23 protein-coding genes, 2 tRNA genes and 1 riboswitch are annotated in these 24,803 nt (G+C 70.7%); of the genes, 8 read left to right on the top strand and 17 right to left on the bottom strand.

The window, feature by feature from the left end; translation table 11 throughout:
- Complete coding sequence (locus AC1DZC_RS06405; RefSeq protein WP_477042632.1) at window positions 1-897, bottom strand: phenylalanine 4-monooxygenase; 897 nt, start codon at window positions 895-897, stop codon at window positions 1-3.
- Window positions 898-1,011: 114 nt separating this feature from the next.
- Between AC1DZC_RS06405 and AC1DZC_RS06400 the strand changes: the two genes are divergently transcribed.
- Both AC1DZC_RS06400 and AC1DZC_RS06395 read left to right on the top strand, forming a co-directional pair.
- The gene (locus AC1DZC_RS06400; RefSeq protein WP_477042631.1) at window positions 1,012-1,500 is read left to right on the top strand and encodes a hypothetical protein; all 489 of its coding nucleotides are present in this window, start codon (window positions 1,012-1,014) and stop codon (window positions 1,498-1,500) included.
- Window positions 1,501-1,670: 170 nt separating this feature from the next.
- A complete protein-coding gene (locus tag AC1DZC_RS06395) occupies window positions 1,671-2,336 on the top strand; it encodes a hypothetical protein (protein WP_477042630.1) in 666 nt (221 codons plus the stop codon).
- An 82-nt stretch (window positions 2,337-2,418) separates the two neighbouring features.
- Here the strand turns inward: AC1DZC_RS06395 and AC1DZC_RS06390 are convergent, their stop codons facing one another.
- From AC1DZC_RS06390 to AC1DZC_RS06365, 6 genes are all read right to left on the bottom strand, one after another.
- Window positions 2,419-3,648 (bottom strand): PP2C family protein-serine/threonine phosphatase, encoded by a 1,230-nt coding sequence (locus AC1DZC_RS06390; RefSeq protein WP_477042629.1) that lies wholly within the window; start codon window positions 3,646-3,648, stop codon window positions 2,419-2,421.
- Between the two features lie 244 nt (window positions 3,649-3,892).
- Window positions 3,893-6,142, bottom strand: a complete 2,250-nt coding sequence (locus AC1DZC_RS06385; protein WP_477042628.1) for a beta-glucosidase — start codon at window positions 6,140-6,142, stop codon at window positions 3,893-3,895.
- A 233-nt stretch (window positions 6,143-6,375) separates the two neighbouring features.
- Window positions 6,376-9,024: a family 78 glycoside hydrolase catalytic domain gene (locus tag AC1DZC_RS06380; protein ID WP_477042627.1), complete on the bottom strand. Its 2,649-nt coding sequence runs from the start codon at window positions 9,022-9,024 to the stop codon at window positions 6,376-6,378.
- Window positions 9,025-9,027: 3 nt separating this feature from the next.
- Entirely contained in the window at window positions 9,028-9,912 is an 885-nt protein-coding gene (locus AC1DZC_RS06375) for a carbohydrate ABC transporter permease (RefSeq protein ID WP_477040094.1), read from the bottom strand.
- 3 nt (window positions 9,913-9,915) lie between these two features.
- Complete coding sequence (locus AC1DZC_RS06370; protein ID WP_477040093.1) at window positions 9,916-10,800, bottom strand: carbohydrate ABC transporter permease; 885 nt, start codon at window positions 10,798-10,800, stop codon at window positions 9,916-9,918.
- A gap of 96 nt (window positions 10,801-10,896) precedes the next feature.
- Complete coding sequence (locus AC1DZC_RS06365; protein WP_477042836.1) at window positions 10,897-12,222, bottom strand: ABC transporter substrate-binding protein; 1,326 nt, start codon at window positions 12,220-12,222, stop codon at window positions 10,897-10,899.
- A 321-nt stretch (window positions 12,223-12,543) separates the two neighbouring features.
- On the opposite strand from AC1DZC_RS06365, the gene AC1DZC_RS06360 reads away from it, so the two are divergent.
- Window positions 12,544-13,545 carry a LacI family DNA-binding transcriptional regulator gene (locus AC1DZC_RS06360; RefSeq protein WP_477040092.1) on the top strand — a complete coding sequence of 334 codons (1,002 nt, stop codon included), beginning with the start codon at window positions 12,544-12,546 and terminating at the stop codon, window positions 13,543-13,545.
- Window positions 13,546-13,685: 140 nt separating this feature from the next.
- Here AC1DZC_RS06360 and AC1DZC_RS06355 read toward each other — a convergent pair.
- From AC1DZC_RS06355 to AC1DZC_RS06345, 3 genes are all read right to left on the bottom strand, one after another.
- Window positions 13,686-13,761: transfer RNA gene (locus tag AC1DZC_RS06355), tRNA-Asn, on the bottom strand.
- 45 nt (window positions 13,762-13,806) lie between these two features.
- Window positions 13,807-14,319, bottom strand: coding sequence for a hypothetical protein (locus AC1DZC_RS06350; protein ID WP_477040091.1), 513 nt, complete (start codon window positions 14,317-14,319; stop codon window positions 13,807-13,809).
- 23 nt (window positions 14,320-14,342) lie between these two features.
- A tRNA-Ile gene (locus AC1DZC_RS06345) sits at window positions 14,343-14,420 on the bottom strand.
- Window positions 14,421-14,518: 98 nt separating this feature from the next.
- Between AC1DZC_RS06345 and AC1DZC_RS06340 the strand changes: the two genes are divergently transcribed.
- From AC1DZC_RS06340 to AC1DZC_RS06330, 3 genes are all read left to right on the top strand, one after another.
- Entirely contained in the window at window positions 14,519-14,911 is a 393-nt protein-coding gene (locus tag AC1DZC_RS06340; RefSeq protein ID WP_477042626.1) for a hypothetical protein, read from the top strand.
- An 89-nt stretch (window positions 14,912-15,000) separates the two neighbouring features.
- Window positions 15,001-15,807: a DUF1206 domain-containing protein gene (locus AC1DZC_RS06335; RefSeq protein WP_477042625.1), complete on the top strand. Its 807-nt coding sequence runs from the start codon at window positions 15,001-15,003 to the stop codon at window positions 15,805-15,807.
- 386 nt (window positions 15,808-16,193) lie between these two features.
- Window positions 16,194-16,268: riboswitch (cyclic di-GMP riboswitch) on the top strand.
- Window positions 16,269-16,284: 16 nt separating this feature from the next.
- Window positions 16,285-16,500 carry a BldC family transcriptional regulator gene (locus AC1DZC_RS06330; protein ID WP_477040088.1) on the top strand — a complete coding sequence of 72 codons (216 nt, stop codon included), beginning with the start codon at window positions 16,285-16,287 and terminating at the stop codon, window positions 16,498-16,500.
- Between the two features lie 88 nt (window positions 16,501-16,588).
- On the opposite strand, the gene AC1DZC_RS06325 is transcribed toward AC1DZC_RS06330, so the two are convergent.
- From AC1DZC_RS06325 to AC1DZC_RS06315, 3 genes are read right to left on the bottom strand one after another with little or no spacing between them, the layout of a single operon-like run.
- A complete protein-coding gene (locus AC1DZC_RS06325) occupies window positions 16,589-17,131 on the bottom strand; it encodes a TetR/AcrR family transcriptional regulator (RefSeq protein ID WP_477040087.1) in 543 nt (180 codons plus the stop codon).
- 29 nt (window positions 17,132-17,160) lie between these two features.
- Entirely contained in the window at window positions 17,161-19,125 is a 1,965-nt protein-coding gene (locus AC1DZC_RS06320; RefSeq protein WP_477042624.1) for a YhgE/Pip family protein, read from the bottom strand.
- Entirely contained in the window at window positions 19,125-19,799 is a 675-nt protein-coding gene (locus tag AC1DZC_RS06315; protein ID WP_477042623.1) for an ATP-binding cassette domain-containing protein, read from the bottom strand. The genes AC1DZC_RS06320 and AC1DZC_RS06315 overlap by 1 nt, the downstream gene beginning before the upstream one ends.
- A gap of 137 nt (window positions 19,800-19,936) precedes the next feature.
- On the opposite strand from AC1DZC_RS06315, the gene def reads away from it, so the two are divergent.
- Window positions 19,937-20,425, top strand: coding sequence for a peptide deformylase (def, locus tag AC1DZC_RS06310; RefSeq protein WP_477040082.1), 489 nt, complete (start codon window positions 19,937-19,939; stop codon window positions 20,423-20,425).
- 131 nt (window positions 20,426-20,556) lie between these two features.
- The gene (locus AC1DZC_RS06305; RefSeq protein WP_477040081.1) at window positions 20,557-21,057 is read left to right on the top strand and encodes a DUF3145 domain-containing protein; all 501 of its coding nucleotides are present in this window, start codon (window positions 20,557-20,559) and stop codon (window positions 21,055-21,057) included.
- Window positions 21,058-21,117: 60 nt separating this feature from the next.
- On the opposite strand, the gene AC1DZC_RS06300 is transcribed toward AC1DZC_RS06305, so the two are convergent.
- From AC1DZC_RS06300 to AC1DZC_RS06285, 4 genes are all read right to left on the bottom strand, one after another.
- Window positions 21,118-22,380 (bottom strand): beta-ketoacyl-[acyl-carrier-protein] synthase family protein, encoded by a 1,263-nt coding sequence (locus AC1DZC_RS06300; protein ID WP_477042622.1) that lies wholly within the window; start codon window positions 22,378-22,380, stop codon window positions 21,118-21,120.
- Window positions 22,381-22,474: 94 nt separating this feature from the next.
- Window positions 22,475-22,723: an acyl carrier protein gene (locus AC1DZC_RS06295; protein ID WP_028048687.1), complete on the bottom strand. Its 249-nt coding sequence runs from the start codon at window positions 22,721-22,723 to the stop codon at window positions 22,475-22,477.
- Window positions 22,724-22,802: 79 nt separating this feature from the next.
- Window positions 22,803-23,807 carry a beta-ketoacyl-ACP synthase III gene (locus AC1DZC_RS06290; protein ID WP_477040079.1) on the bottom strand — a complete coding sequence of 335 codons (1,005 nt, stop codon included), beginning with the start codon at window positions 23,805-23,807 and terminating at the stop codon, window positions 22,803-22,805.
- Window positions 23,804-24,781 (bottom strand): ACP S-malonyltransferase, encoded by a 978-nt coding sequence (locus AC1DZC_RS06285; protein ID WP_477042835.1) that lies wholly within the window; start codon window positions 24,779-24,781, stop codon window positions 23,804-23,806. Before AC1DZC_RS06285 ends, AC1DZC_RS06290 begins: the two co-directional genes overlap by 4 nt.
- Window positions 24,782-24,803 lie beyond the last annotated feature (22 nt).

Raw genomic sequence — 24,803 nt, 5'->3', positions numbered from 1 at the left:
TCAGCGGCTGACCGCGGCCTCGCGGGCGAGCCGGGCCGGCGTCTCGTCGTCGAACTCCGCGAAGAATCCGCCCACCCGGTCGGTGAGCTCGCCCATGCCGTCGCACGCGAACAGGATCGGCTGGTAGTGCGAGATGTCGTACTCCAGGGTGGCCATCGCGTGGAAGTCGACGGGACGCACGTCCGCGCCGCGGAACTCCTCGATCTCGCCGTACGAGGAGAGCAGACCTGCGCCGTACGCGCGCAGCTCGCCGGCCTCGTACATCACGCCGAACTCGATGGTGAACCAGAAGACGTCCGCCACGTACTGCAGCCCCTCGGGCGTCTGGCACCGTCGCGCGGCCTCGCCCGCGCGGCGCTTCACGTCCGCGATCGCGGGGTTCGCGAGCAGGTTGCAGTGCCCCACCACCTCGTGGAGGATGTCCGGCTCCGGCGTGTAGAGCGGTTGCGACGGGTGCCGCAGGTACTGGGTGGAGTGGAAGATCCCGTCGGCCAGCGATCCGTAGAACACGTCGAGCGGGACGAGCCCGGCGGCGGGGTGCAGCCGGAAGCCGCTGAGCGGCTCGAGCCCGTCGCTGACCTCGTCGAGCTGCGGCACGCGGTCGCTCGGGAGGGCGAGGGCTTCCTTGCCCTCCAGGAAGCCGCGGATGGCGAGCCGCTCGTGCTTGGGCGCGAGCTCGCGGCACACGGTCGCCCAGATCTCGTTCTCCGAGTCGGTGTACTCCACGCGCGGCACGGCGTCGCCCGGCCGCCACGCGAGTGCCGGGGCGGCGATCTCGTTGCGACGACGGCGGTACTCCTCGTCGTTCGCACCGGGGTGGTCGTCCGCCAGGTGCACGGTGGCCTTGCCGTCCTTGTCGGCGGTGACAGGGGCGTACAGCTGACCTTCTTCGAACATGGCTCCGTTGTACGCCGAAAACAGGGGAGACGCATCCTCCGTGAACCCGGAGCCACCCGGTCTCGTGTCAACAGGTGTCGGGCCTGTCCCGGGCCCGCGGAGAAAGGGTTGACGATGAAGACGATCCTGAGGCGCGCAGCGATGGCGGGGGCGGTCGTGGCGACTGTCGGGCTGCTGGGGGCTCCCGCGGCCTTCGCCGACGGCGGCCACGGCGGTGGTGGCGGGCGGACGATCCTGACCGCGGAGGTCGCCGGCAGCCTGACGACCGACCCGGTGCTGTTCGGGGCGGTCGCGCCCGGCGGTGCGGACTGGGTGATCGGCGACGGCGACGTCAAGCTGCGCCACGACGGCCGGCTGGACGTCAAGGTCGAGGGCCTCGTCCTGACGTCGACCGGCGCGAACCCCGTCGCGACGGTCTCGGCCAGCGTGGCGTGCAACGGCGCGGTCGTCGCGACGACGGCCGCCGTGCCGTTCTCGCCCACGGGTGACGTCCGGATCCGGGCCACGGTCGCCCTGCCGCAGCGGTGCATCGCACCGGTCGTGCTGCTCAACCCGCGCGGCAACCCGGCGGTCTACATCGGCGTGACCGGCACCGAGGGGTGAGGTCGGCCCGGTCCGCGGTCCCGTCGGCTCCGACCGCGGACCGGGCAGTCGCACGCAGCGCCACTCGCGTCGGTTCACGGACTCCTCGTGTTCCTCGGCCGTCGGGCTCATGTTGGGCGCCCGAAGGGTCGATGGAGTGGAGAGGTCGAGGGCGACCAAGGAGCGGAGCCATGGCACTGACGTTCGACGCAACGCCGCCGCAAGCGCGCTCGAACGCGGATGCCAGCCCCGCGAAGCTGCGCGACGAGATCAGCCGACTCTCGCAGCGGCTCGTGCGCGCTCGGGAGTCCTACAACCAGGACTTCGTCGGCGGCGAACCCGAGGTGCCGCTCGACGATCAGCTGGCCGTGATCGAGAGCTACCGGGCCAGGCTGGAGATCGTGACCGCACAGCTGCGCGAGCACGAGGGCCCGGGCGGTCCGGTGACCGCGGTGCCTGAGCAGCCGTCCCCGGCCCGCGCGTCGGCGCCGCCCGAGCCACAGACGCCGCCCGTCCAGGTCCGTGCGCACGAGGTCCCGCAGCCGTCGGCGTCGGCGTCAGCGTCGGTCGGGCCTCGCCCGACCGGCACCGGAATCGCGAACCCGGACGGGACCCCACTTCTCGCCGACGGAGGAACCATCCTGCGCACCGAGGACGCCGCCGTGGGCGAGTACGTCCGCCACGTCGCCGACCAGCGCTGGCTGACGACGACCGGTCGCTCGGCCGGCGACGAGTTCGACGCGATCTGCTCCGACATCCTCGCGGCCCTCGCGCACAAGCACGGCGTGACGCTCGAGGACGAGCGCCAGCTGCTCGCCCGCCAGGTCGACGCTCGGTACCGCCGCGACTACGGGTGACGCCCGCGGTACGCACCAGGTCGACAGTCTCCGCCGGCCGTTCCGGTGATGCAGGGCCTCGGCGAGCGCGAACCGACCCAGCTCAACGGGCCGTCGGCTCGAGCGACTCCTGGCCCTGGGAGGTCCACTGGATCAGCAGGATCGTCGCGTCGTCCTGAAGGACGCCGTTCTGGTGGTCCAGGATCCGGCGGCCGACCCGGCGCACGATCTCGGGCAGCGGCACCCCGTCCGCCGCCTCGCGCTCGATGAAGTCGACGAGCCTGTCGAGTCCGAAGAACCGTCCCTCGGTGTCGCGCGCCTCCGTGATCCCGTCCGTGTACAGCACGAGCACGTCATCCGGTTCCAGCCACTCCTCGGCGACGGTGACCTCTCGGGTGTCGAGTCCCAGGAGCGGTCGGCGACCGGAGGACAGCGTCTTGACGACGCGGCCTCGGCGCAGGAGCAGCGGTGGAGCATGACCGGCCGCGATGTAGCGCAGCTCGCCGGTGTCGAGCGCGAGGGTTCCCAGCACGCCGGTCGCGTAGGTGCTCCCGGCGAACTCGTCGCTGACCGCGCGGTGGATCGCTTCGGTCTGCTGGAGCAGACCGTGCCCGTGGCGCCGCGAGTTGCGGTAGGCGGCGAGCGCGGTCGCCGCGGCGAGCCCCGAGTGCAGGTCGTGACCTGTGGCGTCCAGGATCGCGAACTGCGCCTGGGCGTTCGACAGCGCGTAGTCGAACACGTCGCCGCCCACGTGGGACGACGGCTCCAGACGGCCGCTGACGACGACCTTGTCGGTGCCCGACGTCAAGGGCGGGAGCAGCTGCCAGATCAGCTCGGCGGACACCGTCCGCGGCGCCTGGCGTCGGACCTCGTCGACCGCGTCGCCGTACTCGTCGAGGATCGTGACGAGGTGTCCGAGGAGGTGCGCGAACGACCACAGGTCACGCAGGAACGCGTCGTCCCCGAGCCGCTCCTCGTCCGGCACGACGACCTGCAGGACGCCGAGCCGTTCGACCCCGTCGATGATCGGCATCCAGATCACCGGACCTTCGGCCGCCACCGTGGTCTGCACGGTCAGCAGGCGGTAGGCGCGACCAGCGAGGGTGGCGTCGATGCCGAGCGTGTCGGGCCGTGCTCGGCCCGCCGCGACCATCGGGACGAGCACCGTGTTGCTGTAGTCCGCGAGGTACGTCACCGCCGACGCGCGCAGGTGCGCGACACCCGCCTCGACCGCGTCTGGCAGCACGTCGGGTGCAGCCAGGTGCGTCCGGTGCAGGAGCGTGAGCAGCGCGTCGAGCGCTGCGCGCCTCTGGTCGTCCGATCGTGCGGCCATGTCGCCTCCCGCTCCGATCGGGGAGTGGGCCTCCCGGGCGCCTCGCCCTTCGAGTCGAACGGCGACTACCCCGACGGTAGCCGGGGCACGGGCCAGCCGTCGTCGTCCGTGTCCAGCGGGATTCGGACTGGAGCCGGCTCCGCCGAGCACGACGCGCACTCCGTGGCCCTCGAAGGGACGTGCGAGTCGTGCGGCTGACGCCCGCCCCGATCGGACACGGGGCGGGCGTCAGGATGTGGCGGACCTATCCGACCGTGAAGGTCCCGGTCACAGAGGCGGTCACGGCCGACGGACCGACCTGGACGGTGTAGGTGCCGGGTGCGATCGTCCAGGCGTGGCTGGCCGTGTCGTAGTACGACAGCGGCAGGTCCGCCGCCTGCGGATCGATGGTGACCGTCGCCTTCTCGCCGCGCCCGACCTTGGGCGACACCTTGGCGTACCCGACGAGCCGCGTCGGCTCACCCGTCGCTGAGGGGAGCGTCAGGTAGACCTGGGCTGTCTCCGTACCGAGCTTCGGGCCGGTGTTGGTCACCAGGAAGGTGACGTCGATCGGCTTCTTGCCGTTCGTCTTGCCCGTGACCTTGAGGTTGTTGTAGGCGAAGCCGGTGTAGGACAGGCCGTACCCGAACGGGAACAGAGGCGTGATGTTCTTCGCCGTGTACCACTTGTAGCCGACGAGCAGCCCCTCGCTGAAGCTGACCTGTCGGATCTCGGTGCTGCCTGTGGGGCGGGTCGTGCTGCCGTTGGCGAACGTGCCGGGGTATTGCTGCGGGGTGTTCGTCGGGGTGTCCGCGAGCGACTTCGGGAACGTCATGGGGAGTCGGCCCACGAAGTTGTCGTCGCCGTAGAGCAGGCGGGCGATCGCCGTGCCCTGCTGCTCGCCCGGGTACCAGGCCTCGAAGACGGCCTTGACGCTGCCGAGCCAGGGCATCGGGGTCGCCGTGCCGGTCTCGAGGATCGCCACCGTCCTGGGGTTCGCGGCGGCGACCGCGGCGATGAGCGCGTCGCCGTTGTTGTCCAGGTCCAGCGTCGTGCGGTCGGCGAACTCGCCCTGCTTGGAGTAGCCGAAGACGATCGCGACGTCCGCGGCGGCTGCCGTCGCGGCGGCGCTGGTGAGGTCGGCTCCGTTGTCGAAGGTGACGGTCGCTCCGACCTGTGCAGCGCGTGCCGTGATCGCGTCGAGCGGTGCGACGGGGTTCGGGCATGGGTTGCCGCTGCCGCCGAAGGGACCTGAGGCCTGGGCGCAGACGCTGCCAGCGCTGATCCCGTTGGTCGGGGTGTTCGAGGCGGTCGGGCCGATGATCGCGATCTTCGTGGTCGATGCGGTCAGGGGGAGCACGTTGCCGTCGTTCTTGAGCAGCACCGAGCTCTCGGAGGCGATCTGAGCGGCGAGCGCCTTGTGGGCGTCCGTCGACGAGCTGGTCGAGGGGACGTCCGGGAGCGGGTGGTCGAACAGCCCGTTCGCGATGTACGCCCGCACGACGCGGAACGCGGCACCGTCGATCTGCGCCATCGTCACGGAACCGTTGTCGAGCGCGGCGCCGATGTTGGCCGGCGTGTAGAACCGCGGGCGGTTCAGCTCCTGGTCCAGCCCGGCAGCCAGCGATGGTGCAGTGCTGTGCACGGCACCGAAGTCGGACACCACGTAGCCCTGGTAGCCGGTGTCGCCCTTGAGGAGGTTGTTCAAGACGGGGTTCTCGCACGCGAAGACGCCGTTGATCTGGTTGTACGAGCACATGATCCCGCCAGGGTTCGACTTGTCGATCAGAATCTTGAACGGCAGGTTGTACACCTCGCGCAGCGTGCGGCCGTCGACGTTCGACGAGCTCGTCTGCCGGTCCAGCTCCTGCTCGTTGGCGACGTAGTGCTTGACCACGGCCATGACGGGCTGGCTCGGGTTGCCCTTCTGGATGCCGTTGATGGTGGCCGCGGCCATGTTCCCCGAGAGCAGGGAGTCCTCGCCCAGATACTCCGGGGTCCGGCCGGAGAGAGGGGTCCTTCCCGAGGCGACGCCCGGGCCGAGGATGACGTTCTTCCCGGAGCGGAAGGCCTCGTCCGCCTGCGCGACGCCCTTGTCGTAGGCGAGCTGCTCGTCGAACGTGGCGGCCAGACCGATCTGGTCGGGGAAGACCGTGACGCCGGTCGACCCCCGCACGTAGTCGGGGCCGTCGGTGTAGACGACCTTCGGCGTGCATGCCACCTGGGCCGGGTAGGTCACGCCGTTGAACGTGGTCTGTGCCGGGCTGTTGGCGGCCTGCTCGTCCAGCCAGCGCAGCTTCTGGTCGAGCGTGCTGGCCTTGAGCAGGAGGTTCGCCCGCTGGTCGGCGGTCTTGCTGGTGTCCATCCAGGGGCAGGCCGCGTTGGCCGGCGCGGCTTGCGCCGACACAGCCAGGGGGACGCCGACCGCGAGGGGTACCAGGACCGCGAGCGACGACGCGAAGGCGATCGACCGGCGTGAGCCGGGCAACCGGAGGCGGGGCAACGAGACGTGCATCGGTTCTCCTCATTGAGAGACGGATACGACAAGGTCCGTGCGCAAGTCCGCTCCAACCCTTGAGTTGAAGCGTTTCAAACAATGAAGTCGAAACTACTCAGAAGGCCACAATCTCGTCAAGCGGTGCAGATCTCTGGGCTGCGCAGATTTTGGTGTCGGCGCCGTTTCGCAAGCGACAGGAGGGCAGGATGAAACGCTCCACCTCGGTCGGGTGGAGCGTCTCTCCGATGCGGTCAGGTGCTGATCAGATGGTCGAGCCCTGCCGTCAGCTCGTGGCGCCCGGACGTGACGTCGACGACGCCGGCTCTACCGAGATCGACGCGTGCCCGAGCGCCGACGGGGACCGTGACGGTGATGGCCACCTGGTCGCCCTCGATCTCCCAGCGGACATCGGCACGCCCGTAGGAGGTCTCCAGCCACGCCCGTGCCCAGTTCAGCCCGCCGCCGGGGCGAGGCGCCACCTCGAAGACGTCGCCTTCTGGTGAGGCCTGGCGCAGACCGGCGACCGTCCCGTGCAGCCACTCGGCGACGCTGCCGAGCGCATAGTGGTTGAACGAGGTCATGTCCCCGGGGTTGACGGTCCCGTCCGGGAGGATCGAGTCCCAGCGCTCCCACATCGTCGTCGCGCCCTGCCCGACCATGTAGAGCCACGACGGGCACTCTGTCTGCATGAGGAGGGCGTAGGCGCGATCGAGGTGCCCGGTGCTGGCGAGTGCGTCGAGCACGACCGGGGTTCCGACGAATCCGGTTGCCACGACGTCACCGCCCTCCTCGACGAGCCGGGCGAGCCGGTCGCCGGCGACCGCGCGGAACTCGGTCGGGATGAGGTCGAACGCGAGGGTGAGGGCGTATGCGGTGGGCGCATCGCTCGCGAGCTGGCCGTCTGCCTGCACGTAGCGGCGCACGAACGCCTCGCGTACCTCGTCCGCCAGGGCGCCGAATCGTTCCGCTTCTTGGCGGCGTCCCAATGCGTCGGCCATGCGAGAGAGCAGCCGCGCCGAGTGGGCGAAGTAGGCGCTCGCCACGAGGTAGCGGTCGGTGCGCGCACCGGCGGGGTCGTCTGGCGGAGCGGCGGGGTCGAGCCAGTCGCCCAGCTGGAAACCGTCGTCCCACAGCCTGTCGGGGCCGGCGAGTCGTTCGACGCACTCCACCCACGCGCGGGCCGAGTCGAACTGCCGGCGGAGCACGTCGAGGTCGCCGTACCGCTGGTACACGGTCCACGGCACGATGACGGCTGCGTCTCCCCAGGCGGCGCCCGGGCGAGGAGGTGACCACATCGGGTTGCCGTAGATCGTCGGCACGAACCACGGCACCGTTCCGTCGGGCAGCTGCTCGAGGGCCAGGTCTCGAAGCCACGACGACAGCAGACCGGCGCAGTCGTAGAGGAACGTCCCCGCTGGGCCGAACACCTGGATGTCACCGGTCCACCCGAGGCGTTCGTCGCGCTGGGGGCAGTCGGTCGGCAGTCCGACGAAGTTGCCCCTCATGCTCCACACGACGTTGTCGTGCAGGCGGTTGAGGCGGGTGTCCGACGAGGCGAAGCCTCCGGTGCGCCGCATGTCCGTGTGCAGGACCCGAGCAACGACGTCGCCACGCCGCAGCTCGCCCGGCCAGCCTTCGATCTCGACGTACCGGAACCCGTGGATCGTGAAGCGTGGTTCCCACTCCTGCGGCCCACCAGGGCCGAGCGTGTACTCGTCGACGGACTGCGCACCGCGCAGCGGTCGCACGTAGACGTCTCCGTCCTGGAGCACCTCGGCGTGACGGAGACGGATGAGCGTTCCCTCGGGGCCGTCGACCGTGATGCGGACCCGGCCGACCAGGTTCTGCCCGAAGTCGACCAGAGCGGTCCCGCGAGCCGTCCGCGTGATCGACTCGGGCTCGAGCTCCTGCGTGCACCTGATGGACGGACCCTCCGGGGCGACGAGCGTCGCCGGGTCCCGTTCGACCACGTCGACCGGCGACCACGTGCTGTCGTCGAATCCGGCCACCGACCATCCCGCGGGGTCGAGTCGTGCGTCATGCCTCTCGCCTTCGTAGAGGCCGGAGCTCAGGATCGGCCCTACGCCTGCCTGCCAGTCCGGTCCGGTTCCGATGACGCGACGGGTGCCGTCGGCCAGTACCACCTCGAGCTGGGCGATCAGGGCGAGGCGGTCGCCGTAGATGTCGCGGCTGCCGCCGTCGAAACCCAGACGTCCCCGGTACCACCCGTCGCCCAGGAAGGCGCCGATCGCGTTCGGCCCGACCTTGAGCAGGTCGGTGACGTCGTACGTCGCGTACACGAGGCGGTGCGGGTACACGGTCCAGCCGGGGGCCAAGACCTCGTCGCCGACGCGGACGCCGTTGAGGTAGGGCTCGACGAGACCGTGCGCGGACGCGTACAGGCGCGCCGAGACTGGTCGCTCCGCGAGCTCGAACTCGTGTCGCAGGAGCGGTGGACGACGGAGGTCGGTGTCCTCGACCGGTCCGGCCGGCGTGACGGCTCGGGCGACCCAGTCTGCGGTCTCGAGGAGTCCGGCCTCGACCGCTGTGGGCGACGACCACGGCGACCGTCGGCCGTCCTCGTCCTGTACCCGGACGGCGATCAGGACCTGCTCCCGCGACCGCAACGACTCGAAGGGCCACTCGACGAGCCTCTGCGTCCCACTGCTCACCCAGCCCGAGCTGACGGCCGGCCGGCCGGCACCGCTCATGCGTACCTCGTAGGCCGAGGACTGCCAGCCGCTGGGCGCGCGCTCGATCGTCCACGAGATCCGCGGACGCGGTGCGCCGATACCGAGGGCGTCGGCGCGGTGCTCGACGACGGGCGCGCTGACGGCGATCTCGGGTGCGGGCATGTCGGGCTGGTCCGGCGGCAGGGCCGGCCTGGGTTCGGTGATCACTCCTCAGCCCTTGACCGCTCCGGCGGACAGGCCGCGCATGACTCGTTGGTTGAGGAAGATGTAGAGCACCAGGATGATCAGCATGTTGATGCAGATGGCGGCGAACGTCGGTCCGTAGTCGACGGCTCCGAACTGCCCGGTGAAGTTGAGCAGGCCGACCTGGACGGTGCGCAGGTTGTCCTGGGTGGTGAACGTCAGGGCGATGAGCAGGTCGTTCCAGAGGAAGAAGAACTGGACGAGGGCGATGGTGAACACCGCGTTGCGCATCATCGGGAAGCCGATCGACCAGAACGAGCGGACTGCGGACGCGCCGTCGAGGGTGGACGCCTCGAACACTTCGCGAGGTATCGAGCGGAAGTAGGTCGCCATCATGAACACGGTCAGCGGTAGGCCGATCGCTGTGTAGGTGATGATCAGCGGCCACAGCGTGCTGGTCAGGTGCAGCTTGAAGTACACCGTGAAGAGCGGGAGCAGGATCATCTGGCCGGGGATCATGATCCCGGCCAGGAACAGCAGCAGGACGCCCCCGCGACCACGGAAGACCATGACCTCGAGCGCGTACCCGGCGGCAGTGCCGAGCACGACGACGAGGGCGAGGGCCGGGAAGACGGCGAGCACCGAGTTCCGCAGGTAGAGCGCGATGCTCGACCAGGCCTCTGCGTAGTTGCTGAAGTTGGTGAAGCTCTCGGGGAGCGACCAGGTGGGGTCGTTGAGGAACTCGTCCTGCGTCTTGAAGGACCCGAGCAGGAGCCAGATCAGCGGGTACACCATCACGACCAGGAGGACCGTCACGCCGGCATACAGCGGGATGCGGCGGAGGCGGCGGCGCGTCCGGCCGGGGTGGGCCGGTGCGGCGACGGACTTCGGTGTCTGCGTCAGGGTGGTCATGGCTCAGTCCTGGGTGATGTCGCGACGGTTCGCGCGGAAGATGAAGAGAGTGACGATCAGGCACAGGATCGTGAGCGCCAGCGCGATCGTTGAGCCGTAGCCGTAGTCGCCGTAGAAGAACGACGTCCGGTACATCAGCAGCGTCAGGGGAGTGGTCCCGCTGCCTGGGCCTCCGCCGGTCAGTGCGTAGATCGAGTCGAAGACCTTGAGGGTGCCGTTGATGCTGAAGATGATCGACGAGACCAGCACCGGCAGCGAGAGCGGCAGCACGATGCTGCGCACGAGCCGCCAGCCGGCAGCGCCGTCGAGGCGCGCGGACTCGAGCAGCTCGTCCGGCACGTCGACCAGCCCGGCGTAGAGCAGGACGGCGTAGAAGCCCATCGAGCGCCAGATGTCCATCAACGCGATCACCCAGAACGCGTGGCTCGCAGTCCCGAACCAGTCCACGGCGTTCAGCCCGACGGCTTCGAGCAGGGCGTTGACCGGCCCGGTCTGCGGCGCGAACTCGAAGAACTTCTGGAACAGCAGCGCGACGGCAACCGTCGGCAGGACGACGGGGAAGAACACGAGCGTGCGGATCGTGGCCGACGCCTTGCGCAGGAAGAAGATGTACAGCAGGGCCAGCCCATAGCCCACGAGCACCTGCCCGATGGTGATCACCACGGCGTACTTCAGGGTGAACAAGAGCGCCTCGCGCGCGGCCGGATCCGTGAAGAGCTTCTGGAAGTTCTCCAGACCGACCCAGTCGAACCCCGTGACGACGCTGCCGCTGAAGAACGTGTATCCGAGCGACCAGATCATCGGCAGCAACATGACGAGCGAGTACACGAGCAGTGCTGGCCCGAGCAGCAGCAGGATGGCGCGCTTGTCGCCGAGGACACGGTTCATGGCAGGAGCTGCCTCTCATCGTCGAGGGGTGTGAGACGGGCCGGTGCCGCAGGCACCGGCCCGCCTCGTTGGTCGTGCGCCGACACTCAGGGTGTGTCAGGAACCGAGGCTGGCCTGGACCTGGTTCATGAAGTCCTCACCGCTCAGCTGTCCCGAGCCGAGCAGACCGCCGTCGTTCTGGCTGGTCGTCGTCGCCTCTGGGCTGAAGTAGGCCTCGAACCACAGGATGCTCTCCTGGGTCTTGCCGATCTCGTCCTGGACGAGCTGGCTCAGCGGGGAGACCTCGACGTCGCCGTTGACCTTGAAGCCGGTCACCTGGCCGCTGTCGCGCAGGGCGACGGTGCCGTAGTTCGCGGCGATGCACTTGACCCAGTCCTGCGTGGCCGAGTCCTCGAAACCCTTCGTCGAGATCGCCACGGCCGTGCCGACGTTTGCGGGCATCTGCTCGGCCGAGCCCTTGCCGCCGTCGACGTCGGGGAAGTGCATGAAGCCGATGTTGTCGGCGCCGATCTTGTTCTGCTCGGGGTCGCTGAAGTTCGACACGGCCCACGAACCCATGTAGATGAACGCGGCGTCGCCCGTCAGGAACGTGTTGAGCGCCGTCGTGTAGTCGATCGACGTGGGGGACTCGCCGAAGTAGCCCTGCTTGCCGAGGTCCGCGATCGCGTCGGCGGCCTTGACGTATTCCGGGTCCGTGAGCTTGGCCTTGCCGTCTCGCACGTCCTGAAGCGCCGTCGGACCGAGGTCACGAGCGATGTAGTTTCCGACCCATCGGGTCACGCCCCAGCCGTCGCCACCCTTGCCCGCGTTCGAGATCGGCTGGACGCCGGCCGCCTTCAGCTTCGCGAACGCGTCGGTGAGCTCGGTCCACGTCGTCGGGACCTCGATGCCGTTGTCGGCGAGGAGCTTCTTGTTGTACCAGATGCCCTCGATGTTCAGCTCCGTGGGCAGGACGAGCTGCTTGCCGTCGTACAGGTTCTCGATGACCGACGATGCCGCAGGCAGGACGTCGTCCGAGATGCCGAGCTGGTCGAGTGCGTCGCCGGCGTCCTGGAGGGTCCCCTGCTCGGCCAGCTGGGCGTTGAGCGACGGAGCGTTGGCGCTGATGAACAGAGACGGCAGCGCGTCCTGGCCAGCGAGCAGCTGCAGCTGCTGGTCAAGGGTCGACTGCGCCTGCTTGGTGATCTTCAGGGGCTGCGCCGCGTCCTGCGCCTTGCACTCGTCCTTGCTCAGCGTGGTCAGCGTGGTCGGGATGGTCTCGTTCTCGTTGATGGCGAGGAACGACAGGTCGGCGGCTGACTTCCCGGACCCGCCCGACGACGATGCGCTGGACCCTGAGTCCGAGCCACTACATGCGGCGAGCGCGAGAGTTGCGCTCACACCGACGACGCCCACCAGCAGCGTGCGCCGGCGCTTCAGCATCGAGTTCACAGTTCCTCCTTGAATTGCGAAGTATGGATTGAAGCGTTTCAAAACGTAGACCTCCGGTCCGCGTCGGTCAACCGGCGTTGCCAAACTGTGATTTGACCAGGTTCGATGGCCGATGGGTCCCGGCAGCAGTGCGCGGGGTCCGGTCTAGGGTTGGCTCGATTCAACGAGTGCCACGGATGCGGCGCTGCATCCGGCTCGCCGCCTGGGACAGACCGCTACTCTCGTCTCGCCATCGATCACTGGACCACGAAGGAGCCATCGGTGCCTCCCCGAGAACCGACGAACCGTCCAGCCGCGAGGTCACGACCGAGCGTGGACGATGTCGCGTCCCTCGCTGGGGTGTCGCTCGGGACGGTCTCCAACGTCCTCAACCACCCGGACAAGGTCGCGGCCGCCACGCGAGAGCGGGTCGAGCGCGCCATGGTGATGCTGGGGTACGTCCCCAACACGGCCGCCCGGTCCTTGAAGTTCGGATCGACGCGGTCGATCGGACTCATCGTCTCGGACCTGAGCAACTCGCTGTTCGTCGACATCGCACGCGGCGCGGAGAACGGTGCCGAGCAAGGCGGTCTGACGCTCCTGATCGCCAACAGCGACGCACGGATCGAACGGGAGTCGAACTATCTGGCCATGTTCGCCCAGTCCCGGGTCACGGGCGTGCTGATGACTCTGAACGACGCGGCACACTTCGCCGCGGTCGCGCGGCGCGCGCCGGCGGGGATCCCGCTCGTTCTCCTCAACTTCAGCGCCCCGTCGTCGCAGTACTGCAGCGTCGACGTGGACAACGCTCTCGGTGGCTACATCGCGACCAAGCACCTGATCGAGACGGGCCGTCGCAGGCTGGCGTTCGTCGGTGGTCCCTACGAGCTCCAGCCCGTCGTCGACCGTGGCAAGGGGTTCCACCGTGCCGTCGGCGAGCACCCGGACGTCACCTCCGAGGTGATCACGCCCGAATGGATCAACCGCTCCGACGGCTGGTCCGTGGGCGTGCACCTCGCGTCGCGCGTCGCAGCCGGCGAGATCGACGGGATCTTCGCCGCCTCCGACCTCCTCGCGGCCGGCATCGTGCAGGCGCTGTCCGTCTCGGCGGGCGTCCGTGTTCCCGAGGATGTCGCGATCGTGGGCTACGACAACAACCAGGCCGCATGGGACAGCCCGATCCCGATATCCACCGTCGCGCAGCCCGGCGACGAGGTGGGGCGCCTCGGTGCCACCCTCCTGCAGGAAGAGGCCGCACACGGCGACGGACCGCACGAGCACTCGACGATCGTCCTGCCGCCGAAGCTGATCGTGCGTCAGAGCTCTCGGGCCTGACCCGGCGCACTTCGCCTGCAGGCAGCCCGCGGTGCCGTGACGTGTGCGCACCTGGAGCGGTCTGGCGCGCGCACGCGAGTCGCACCACGACGACATGAGAAAGGCCCCCGCCGCGTTTCGCTGGTCAGGGGCCCGTCTGCTGGCTCCCTCGACTGGACTCGAACCAGTAACCGTCCGATTAACAGTCGGATGCTCTGCCAATTGAGCTACGAGGGATCGTGCGGGGAAAACTGTAGCAGCCGTCGGAGGGTGCTCCCGCACTCAGCGGGGGAGCCCGACGGCGTCGCGGACCTCGTCCTCGGCGGCGTCCACGACGGCCGCGACGGCCGGGTCGGAGAGGTCGACGGAACCCTCGCCGAGCACCTGCGTGAACAGCTCGCCGTCCTCGCCGCGGCGCAGCGCGACCCGGATCCGCTGGCCGTCGGGAAGGGTCGCGGCGACCGCGTGGACGACCGACTGCTGGACCCGTTCGCGGAAGGTCTGGGCGAACGCGGTGGACCCGGGGGCGTCGGTGAAGAGGAACCGGCTCGTGCGACCCCAGACCCAGCGGACGCTCAAGGTCCGGGTGGTGGGGTCCATCGCGCCGTGGTCGACGTCCGACCACGGGTGGCGGACGGCCTCCTGCCCCGCGTCGAGCACGTGCAGGGCGAGGCGGGTGGCCACGACCCAGCGGTCGTCGACCAGCTCGGTGCTGACCAGGACGGCGTCGCCGGGTCGCAGCTCGAGGCGCGAGCGCACGGTGTCGGGGAGTCGTCGACGGGAGAACAGGGCCACGGCAGAAACCTACCCGCGTGGCGTGGTGCCCCAGGTCGGGCTTGAACCGACGACCTCTCAGATTATGAGTCTGGCGCTCTGACCGGCTGAGCTACTGGGGCATCGGAACAGTACCGAAGGTGCACTCCGCGGGGTGAACACGTTGCTGCGTCGGAGGGAACGGCGTCGACGCGCTTACCGCCGGGTACGCAACGGGTCGATGAACGTCAGGAGCGCCCGGATCGGGTGCGACGGCTGGAAGGAGCACAACGACGTGCGCTACGGATTCGACATCTACCGGAAGACTGCCGACCCGGTCCAGGAGCCGGCGAGCCCCTGGGGCTGGACCCCACGACGCGGTGAGGTCTGCACGGGGGAGCACGTGGTGCAGGAGCACGACAACACGCTGACGTACATCGGGGCCGACGAGGACCTGGCGGCCGCGTTCGCCCGCGGCTCCCGCCTGTCGCAGGTAGCCCTGCTCCGCCCCGACCTCGTCTTCTACCCCTCCGGCTACGACGGCTGCTCGCCGGACGCGACCATGTTCGTCCCGACGCAGCGGCGCGGGCTCTTCGGGCGCACCCGGGGCATGGTCGGCAGCCGCCCGGCGTAGGTCGCCCGCTCCGGTCGCCGCCCGGCGTGGTCGCTGGGATCATCGGCGCCGAGGACGCCACCCCCGGCGGTCCACGAGGGAGTGTTGTCATGGCGACGACGAGCGGGACACAGAACGCCCAGCGGGGCTGGGAGGCCGCGGCGCGAGGCGGCTATGTCGTCAGCGGCGTGCTGCACGTGCTCATCGGTCTGCTCGCGCTGCGCGTGGCGTTCGGCTCGGGCGGCGAGCAGGCGGACCAGTCCGGAGCCCTCGCGGCGATCGCCTCGACCCCGTTCGGCGGCGTGGTCCTGTGGTTCAGCGTGCTGGCGTTCGTCGCGCTCGGTGTGTGGCAGCTGGCCAAGGCGATCGGCAAGGGCGCGCCGGGCCGTTCGACCGCGACCGCGAGCGGGGGCGACCGGGCCAAGGCCGCGGGCCGCGCGATCGTGTACCTCGCCCTGGCGTTCACCGCGTTGTCGTTCGCGCGCGGGGGAGGGTCCGACAGCTCGGCGCAGACGCAGGACCTGACCGCGAAGCTGATGTCCGCGCCGGGCGGCCGGTTGCTCGTGGGAGCCGTGGGCATCGCCGTGATCGCGGTCGCCGGCTACCACGTCTACAAGGGCGCCACGAAGAAGTTCCTCGACGACCTGCGCGGCCTCCCACCCGCGCCGGCCGACTCGGTGGCTCGGCGCCTGGGCGTCCTCGGCTACGTGGGCAAGGGCATCGCGCTCGCGGTCGTCGGGGTGCTGTTCGTCGTCGCCGCGGCCACCGCGGACCCGTCGAAGTCGACCGGGCTCGACGGTGCGATGCACACCCTGCGCGGCCATCCGGCCGGCGTGGTGCTGCTCGTGGTGGTCGCCGCCGGCCTCGTCGCGTACGGCGTCTACTCCTTCGTCAGGGCCCGGTACGGCCGCATCTAGGCCCGCGGCGCCCGTCGTCTCTACGGCAAACGGGTGAAATGCGCCACATGTTGGGAAGTCTGCCCAGGTCTGTCCCTTCTGTCCCTCGGACCGGTTTGACGGGCCCGGTCAGGACCGCCCCGGCGGGTCACTGTGACGAAACGGACACCGCCTGGTTTGCTTCGACCGGCGACATAACTCCTGGTCAGGGCCGCTTCACCGGTGGCCTCGAGGTTCGCGCTCTCACCGGGGACCGCGGGTCGGCCGATGCCACAGGTCCGGTCCCGAGGGAAGGTGAACATGGCCGTCCGCCCGGTTTTGGAGGGTTTGAATCACCCGTTTGCCCGCGAAACGGCCTGGTCAGCCTGTTGCACACGTGTCCAGAACCGGGCATAGTTCCCCTTGTCAGCGACAAACGGCAAACCCGCTGCAAGGCGGGGACGCAAAGCCACGGGGCCCACGAGGCCAGCCGAGCTACCGAACGACAGGAGAACGATCATGGCTGTTACCACCATCGAAGCCCCCCTCTCGCAGGGCGCCCTTCTCACCCCCGGTGAGGTCGCGGTCCTCTTCCGCGTCGACCCCAAGACGGTCACGCGCTGGGCCCAGGCCGGCAAGCTCTCGGCGGTTCGGACCCTGGGCGGCCACCGCCGCTTCCACGAGTCCGAGGTCCGCTCGCTCCTCACGGGTGTCCCCACCCAGCGCGGCGAGTGATCTCGACCCACACTGACGTCCCTCGGGACGACGCAGGAAGCCCGCCGGAGACGGCGGGCTTCTTGCATTTCCGGGGACGGATCGCGATCTAGACGACGGTGGCGAGGATCGCCGCACGGACCTCGGCGAGCGTGCGGTGCGGCTGGAACACCAGCCACTCGAGGCCGCCGAGGAGAGTTGCGCCGAAGAGGGCTGCGGCCGCGAGCAGCGCGTTGCGCTCGGGCCAGGCCTCTGCGACGACGTCGGCGAAGGTGCCGATCGACTCGTCGCGCAGGTGCCGGATCGAGTCCTGCCAGCTGCGCCCGGTCCGGAACGACTCCGCCGCCATCAGCTTGGCGAAGTCGGGGTGCGCCTGGATCTGGGTGAGCAGCTCGGTGACGAGCGCCTCGAGCGCCTCGCGGCCGTGCAGCCCGTGCGACGACGACCGCAACGCTTCGGTGAGCCGTCCGACCCCCTGGCTGATGATCGACTCGAAGAGCCCGGCCTTGGAGCCGAAGTTGTAGAAGATGCTGCCCTTGGCCACTCCGGCCGCCGCGGCGATGTCGTCGACGGACGTGGCGGCGAAGCCACGCTCCGCGACCAGCGCGAGCGCTGCATCGACGATCTGTTCCTTGGTGTCCCCTGCTCGCATTGCCGCAGCCTGTCAGATCGCTCGGGCACTCATATGCTCAACGCCGGGTGAAGCCGGGCAACTGTCCAGGTCCGCATCCGTCCGGCCTTCCAGGCGGTGACGGCCAACGACGCCAGCAGCACGGCGACCAGGTAACCGACGGCCACCCAGAGGCGGGCGTCGGGCGTGCCCGTCACAAGGTCGCGCAGACCCTGCACCGCGTAGGTCATCGGCAGCAGCGGGTGCAGCACCTGGAAGAACGTGGGCGTGGTCTGCACCGGGTAGGTGCCGCTCGCCGAGGTGATCTGGAGCATGAGCAGCGCGATCGTCGCGACCCTGCCCGCGGCGGTCCCGAGGACGGCGATCAGCATCTGCTGGACCGCGAGGAACGTCGCCGCGACGAGCACGAGGAACAGGGCGGCTCCCACGGGGTGTCCGATGCTCAGGCCGAGTCCGAACCCGACGACCCCGAGCAGGAAGAGCACCTGACCTGCGCCGATAGCCACGGCCGGCAGGTAGCCGGCGATCGCGACACGCCAGCCGGACGCGGGGGTCGCCAGAGCCCGGGTCGGCAGCGGTCGGAGCAGCATCCACGTGATGATCCCGCCGACGAACAGCGCCATCGGCAGGAACATCGGGGCGAAGCCCTCGCCGAGGCTGTCGGCGGTCGCCAGGTCGGTGGTCGCGAGCGCCACCGGGCTCGCGATGGTGCTGGCGCGTGCGGTCCGCAGGGCGGGCGAGTCGTCCGGGATCTTCGCGGCGCCGTCGGTCAGCCCGTCCGCGAGCTGCTGCGCGCCGTCGCCGACCTGGGTGGTGCCGGACGCCACCCGGGAGGCGCCGTCGGCGAGCGTCGCCGTGCCCGCGGCCAGCGACGCAGCCCCGTCGGCGGCGTCCGACGCGCCGTCCGCGACCTGTGACGCCCCAGCGGCGAGCGAGCCCGCTCCCGTGGACAGGGTCTGCGCGCTGCCGGCGAGCGTCCCGAGGCCGCCGTTCAGGGCGGCCGCTCCCGACGCGACCTGCGCCGCGCCCGTGTCGAGCTGGCGCAGCTGGTCCGAAGCACCGGACACGTCCGCGGCGCCGAGGGCCGCGAGCAGCGCGGCCGCGTCGGGGTCGCCCGTCGCGGCGCGTGCGGAGAGGTAGGCGCCGACCTGAGACAGCCCCGACGTCACGGCCGCGACCTGACCGACGGTCGCATGCACCCCGTCGGCGACCTGCCGCGCACCCGCCGCGACAGCCGCGCTCGACGTGCTCGCGGTCTGGGCACCGGTGGCGAGCCGTCCGGCACCGTCGGCCAACGACGCGCTGCCGTCGGCGACCTGGGCCGACCCGGTGCGCAGCGCCGCCGTGCCGGCCGCCAGCGCCGCGGCGCCGTCCCGCGCCTGCGCGGCCCCGGAGGCCACCTGCGCGGCGCCGTCGCCCAGCTGGGTCGCGGCGTCGCGCAGCGAGATGGCACCGCCGGACGCCTGGACGAGACCGTCGCGTGCGTCCCCGAGCCCGACCAGGACCTGGTCGACGGCCTCCTGACCCGCGGTCTCGGCGACCGCGTCGCGCACCTGCGTCATGGCCGAGCGGCCGAGCGTCGTCCCGATGAACGAGTTGGCGTCGTTGTAGGTGACGTCGATCCGCGCGCTGGTCGGCTCGTCGCCGCCGGCCGAGACGAGCGACGTCGAGAAGTCGTCGGGGATCGTGACCGCGAAGTAGTAGTCACCGTCACGCACCCCCGCGGCGGCGTCGGCGGGGTCGGTCACGCGCCAGTCGAGCGCCCCGGCGTCGGTGAGCTGGTCGGTCAGGTCGGCGCCGGCCGAGAGCCGGGTCCCGTCGTCGCGCGTGGCCCCGGTGTCCGCGTCGACCAGGGCGACCGGCAGCCGGTCGAGGTGCGACGTCGGGCTCCAGAACGCCCAGAGATACAACGCGCCGTAGAGCAGCGGGACCAGCAGCATCGCGGCGACGGCGAGGCGGGGGAGCCGTCCGCGGCGGAACCGGCGAAGCTCGGATCCGGAAGTCAGCGAGAGCATCAGGCGTCCTTCATGACGGAGAGATCGAGAACGGTGCGGGGGGCTGCCGCCGCACTGGCGGCGACGACGGTCAGCCCGTCGGCGGTGAGGGCGTCGAGCCGCTCCCAGACGAGGGCGCGGCGGTCGGGGTCGTGCACCTGGTCCAGGTCGTCGACCACGAGCAGGCGCGGACCCTGGGCCATCGCCAGCGCGATCCGCAGCAGCAGGGCCTCGACCTCGTCGAGGTGCCAGACGACGGTCTCCGCGGCGGGCACCGGCAGGTCGCCGAAGACGGGTCGCAGGAGTGCGTCCACGTCGGCCTGGTCCGGTCGACGCATCCGGCGGTACCACGGGGACAGCCACGCGAGCCGCTCGCGGACGTGCTGCGCCACGGTCACCGAGTCGTCCAGCTCGTCGATCCCCGCGAAGCCGGCCAGGGCCGCCTCGCGCTGCAGTGCCGTGCGGTCGCGGGGGAGCACGTGCCCCAGGACGACGAGCTGCGACGACGCGTCGGGGACCATCCGGCCGGCGAGCGTCAGCAGGAGCGTGGTCCGGCCCGACCCCTGCGGGCCGCGCACGACGGCGAGGGTCCCTTCCTGGACGTCGAGATCGAGCGGGCCGTAGACGGTTCCCCGGTCCGAGGTCAGCCCGAGGGTGCGCGCCTGCGCGGCGAGGGTTGGGGTGATGATCGACACGACGACTCCTTAAACTGACCGGTCAGTACAAAGATACGCTCGGCTGCTGGACCGAGCACGGGCTCGGGCTGTCGTGCTGGTCACACCCCGGCTGCCGCCGCGCCTCGGGAACGCGTCGGCCATGAAAGGATCACCGCATGGCCATGCGAGAGATCCGGACCGTCGGAGACCCCGTCCTGCGCACCCCGTGCGACCCCATCACCACGATCGACGCCCGGGTGCGCGGTCTCGTCGAGGATCTCGTCGAGACCGTCGACACCGACGGGCGCGCGGGCCTCGCGGCCAACCAGATCGGCGTCGGCCTGCGGGCGTTCTCCTGGAACATCGACGACGAGGTCGGCTACGTCCTCAACCCCGTGATCGTCGAGCTGTCGGAGGACGAGTACCAGGACGGCGACGAGGGCTGCCTGTCGGTCCCGGGTCTCTGGTACCCGACGCGGAGGGCCTGGTACGCGCGCGTGGTCGGGACGGACCTGGACGGCAAGGAGGTCGTCGTCGAGGGGACCGAGCTGATGGCCCGCTGCCTGCAGCACGAGGTGGACCACCTCGACGGGATGCTCTACCTGGACCGCCTCGAGCGGTCGGTGCGCAAGAAGGCCATGCGCACCATCCGCGACCAGCTCTGAGGCGCGTCAGGCTGGCGTTCCCCCGGGCGCTCGTGCATGCTGTCACCAGCACGCCGCGAGACCGTGCGTACTGCTGGACAAGCTGAGGCCGTTGGGGAAGACGAACCTCGAAGCCCGTTCAGGAGGACGACATGGCAGGTGCGATCGCCCGCGGTGTTCTTTTCGTGCACTCTGCACCCCGCGCTCTGTGCCCCCACATCGAGTGGGCGGCAGGCAACGTGCTGGGCGGACGTGCGTCCTTCGACTGGATCGAGCAGCCTGCCGGCCCGGACTTCTACCGGACCGAGCACTCGTGGCAGGGCCCCCAGGGCACGGGGGCCCGCCTGGCCTCCGCCCTGCGCGGCTGGGCGCACCTGCGCTACGAGATCACCGAGGAAGCCAGCCACGGCGTCGACGGGTCGCGCTGGAGCCACACCCCGGAGCTCGGCATCTTCCACGCCGCGACCGACGTGCACGGCAACATCGTCGTGCCCGAGGACCGCATCCGCGCCGCGCTCGAGCACGCCGCGGACCCGGTGCGGCTGCGCACCGAGCTGGACCTCGCGCTCGGTCAGGCCTGGGACGACGAGCTCGAGCCCTTCCGGTACGCCGGCGCGGGTGCGCCCGTGCGCTGGCTGCACCGGGTGGGCTGAGGCCGCGCCGCACCACCGACGGCGCGGTGGACGGGCGGGTGCTGGAAGCTCCGAGCCGCCTCAGACCGACGCGACGACGAGCGCCACGTTGTGGCCGCCGAAGCCGAACGAGTTGTTCACGGCGCCGATCTGCCCGTCGCGCAGCGCGCGGGGCTTGTCGCGGACCAGGTCCAGGACGAGCTCCGGGTCGGGGTTCTCGACGTTGATCGTCGGCGGTGCCTGGCGGTCGTGCAGCGCCAGCACGGTGAAGATCGTCTCCAGCGCGCCTGCGCCACCGAGCAGGTGGCCGGTCATCGACTTCGTGGCCGAGAGCGCGACGTGGTCGGCCTCGTCGCCGAGCAGGCCGCGGATCGAGCGCGCCTCGATGAGGTCGCCGACGACGGTCGACGTGGCGTGCGCGTTGACGTGCACGATGTCGGTCTGCGCGATCCCGGACTCCTCGAGGGCGGCCCGCATCGCGCGGACCTGACCGTCGCCGGAGGGCTCGGGGGAGGTGATGTGGTAGCCGTCGGCGGACAGGCCGACACCCGCGATGCGCGCGTAGACGCGGGCGCCACGGGCGGCGGCGTGCTCGGCGCTCTCGAGGATGACGACGCCGGCGCCCTCGCCGATGACGAACCCGTCGCGGTCGACGTCGTAGGGGCGCGAGGCGCCCTCGGGGTCGTCGTTGCGCAGCGAGAGCGTGCGGGACGCGGCGAAGGCGGCCACGGGCATGGGGTGGATCGACGCCTCGGTGCCGCCGGCGATGACGACGTCTGCACGGCCGGTCCGGATCATGTCGACCGCGTAGCCGATCGCCTCGGCACCCGAGGCGCAGGCGGACACGAGGGCGTGCGCGCCGGCACGGGCACCGAACTCCAAGGACACGTAGGCCGTCGGCGAGTTGGGCATGAGCATGGGGACGGTCATGGGCAGGACGCGGCGTGCGCCGCCGTCCGGGCTCCCGAGGAGCTTCTCCCACGCGTCGAGGATCGTCTGGATGCCGCCGATGCCGGACGAGACGACCGAGCCGAGCCGGTCACCGTCGACCTCGGGCGAGCCCGCGTCGGCCCAGGCCTCGCGCGCCGCGATGATCGCGTACTGCGCGGAGAGGTCCATCTTCTTCTGCTCGGGGCGGGTCAGGACCTCGCCCGGGTCGACCTTGATGGTCGCCGCGAACTCGACCGGGATGCCGAACCGGCCTGCGCGCTCGAACCAGGCGTCGTCGAAGCGCCGTGCGCCGGACTCGCCGTTCAGCGCGGCGGCCCAGGTGCTGGCCACGTCCCCACCCAGCGGGGTGGTCGCGCCCAGTCCCGTGACGACGACATCAGGTACGTGGCTCATCGGTGCTCCAGGTCGGATCTTGGGGACGTTTCAGGTGTGGACCGCCCGGACGGGCACGTGATGTGCCCGTCCGGACGGGCGGGTCGGGACAGGCTCAGGCCTGCGCACCCGCGATGAAGCTGACGGCGTCGCCGACGGTCGCGAGGTTCTTGACCTCGTCGTCGGGGATGGTGACCTCGAACTTCTCCTCGGCCAGCGTGACGATCGTCATCATCGACAGCGAGTCGATGTCGAGGTCGTCGGTGAAGGACTTCTCGGGCAGGACGGAGTCCGTCGGAAGGCCGGTCTCCTCGCTGACGATCTCGGCCAGGCCGGCCAGGATCTCCTGCTCGCTGTACGCCATCGGTGTCTCCTCGTTAGTTGGGGGTCATGCTGTGTGGGGTCGGACGAACGGTACAGCGGGGGCCGCACCGGAAGCGTGCTCAGGGCAGGACCACGACCTGCGCGGCATAGACGAGACCGGCGCCGAAGCCGATCTGCAGAGCGAGCGCACCGCTGGACACCTGGCCCTCGCGGAGCAGGCGCTCGGCGGCGAGGGGGATCGACGCGGCCGAGGTGTTGCCGGTGTCGGCGATGTCGCGGCCGATCACGACGGTCTCGGGCAGCTTGAGCGTCTTGATCATCTGATCGATGATCCGCATGTTCGCCTGGTGCGGGATGAACGCCTCGATCTGGTCGGCCGTCACGCCCGCGGCGTCCATGGCCTTCTGCGCGACCGGCGCCATCTGCCACACGGCCCACTTGAAGACGCTCTGCCCCTCCTGGCGCAGCGTGGGCCAGCCGGCACCCTCGTCGCGCGTGGCGAGCCACGAGTGCGTCTGGCGGATCGCCTGCGACTGCGCGCCGTCGGAGCCCCAGATCGTCGGGCCGATGCCGGGCGTGTCCGACGGGCCGATGACGACCGCGCCGGCGCCGTCGCCCAGCAGGAACGAGATGGTGCGGTCGGTCGGGTCGATGAACTCGCTCATCTTCTCGGCGCCGATGACGAGCACGTTGCGCGCGGTGCCGGCGCGCACGAGGGCGTCCGCCTGGCCGATGCCGTAGCAGTACCCGGCGCACGCGGCAGAGATGTCGAACGCGGCCGCCGGCGAGGCGCCGATGCGGTCCGCGATGATCGCGGCGCCCGCGGGCGTCTGGTGGAAGTAGGTGACGGTCGACAGGATCACGCAGTCGATGTCGGCGCCGGTGAGGCCGGCGTCCTTGAGCGCGAGGTTGGCGGCCTCCTCGGCGAGGTCGAGCACGTCGGTGCCGGCGGAAGCCCGACGACGCGTGACGATGCCGGTGCGCTGCTGGATCCACTCGTCGGAGGAGTCGATCGGGCCCGCGATGTCGTCGTTGGTGACGAGGTTCTCTCCGCGGACGCCGCCGAGGCCCAGGATGCGGGTGTGCGCCGGTCCGGTGGCCTGCGTGAGGGTGGGTCGGGTCACGACGGGTTCTCCATGCTGTTCTGAGGGGTACCGGCGTGCCGACGGATGAGGTCGCGAGCGGCGTCCAGGTCGGCGGGGGTCTTGACGGCGACCGTCTCGACCCCGGGAAGCGTACGCCGCGCCAGACCCGTGAGCACCCCGCCGGGGGCGACCTCGAGCAGGCCCGTGACCCCGAGCTGCTGCAGCGTGACCTGGCACAGGTCCCAGCGGACGGGGTTGGCCACCTGCGCGACGATGAGCTCGAGCGCGCGGGCCCCGGAGGCGGTGACGGAGCCGTCGGAGTTGGTCAGCAGCGGCACGAGAGGCTCGCCCGGCGTGACGGCGTCGGCCGCGGCGCGGAGCTCGGCGACCGCGGGGGCCATGTGCTCGGTGTGGAACGCGCCGGCCACCTGCAGCGTGATGACGCGCGCCTTGGCCGGCGGGGCCGCGGCGAACGCGGCGAGAGCGTCGAGCGTGCCGGCCGCGACCACCTGCCCGCCGCCGTTGACGTTCGCGGGCACGAGCCCGTGCCGCGCGAGCGAGGCGAGGACCTCGTCGGGGTCGCCGCCCAGGACGGCGCTCATCCCGGTGGGAGTCGCGGCGGCCGCGCGGGCCATGGCAGCGCCCCGGACGGCGACCAGGCGCAGCGCCTCGTCGTCCGTCAGCACGCCGGCGATCGCCGCCGCGGCGAGCTCGCCGACCGAGTGGCCCGCGGTCGCACCGAGCAGCGGCTGGGCCGTCAGGGCGAGCGGCGCGTCCGCGTCGATGTCCAGGACGGCCCGGACGGTCGCGAGCGCGGACGCCACGAGCAGGGGCTGGGCGACGGCCGTGTCCCGGATGGTGTCGGCATCCGAGGTGGTGCCGTGGGCGACGAGGTCGAGGCCCGTGGTGCGGGACGCCCTCGCGATCGACTCGGTGACGGACGGCAGCTCGAGCCACGGGGCGAGCATGCCGGGGGACTGGGCGCCCTGACCGGGGCAGACGACGACGAGCACGCGCTCCACTCTTCCTTCCCGG

Source organism: Cellulomonas sp. P2_B4 (assembly GCF_056404795.1).
This window is presented reverse-complemented; position numbering and strand designations above follow the sequence as displayed.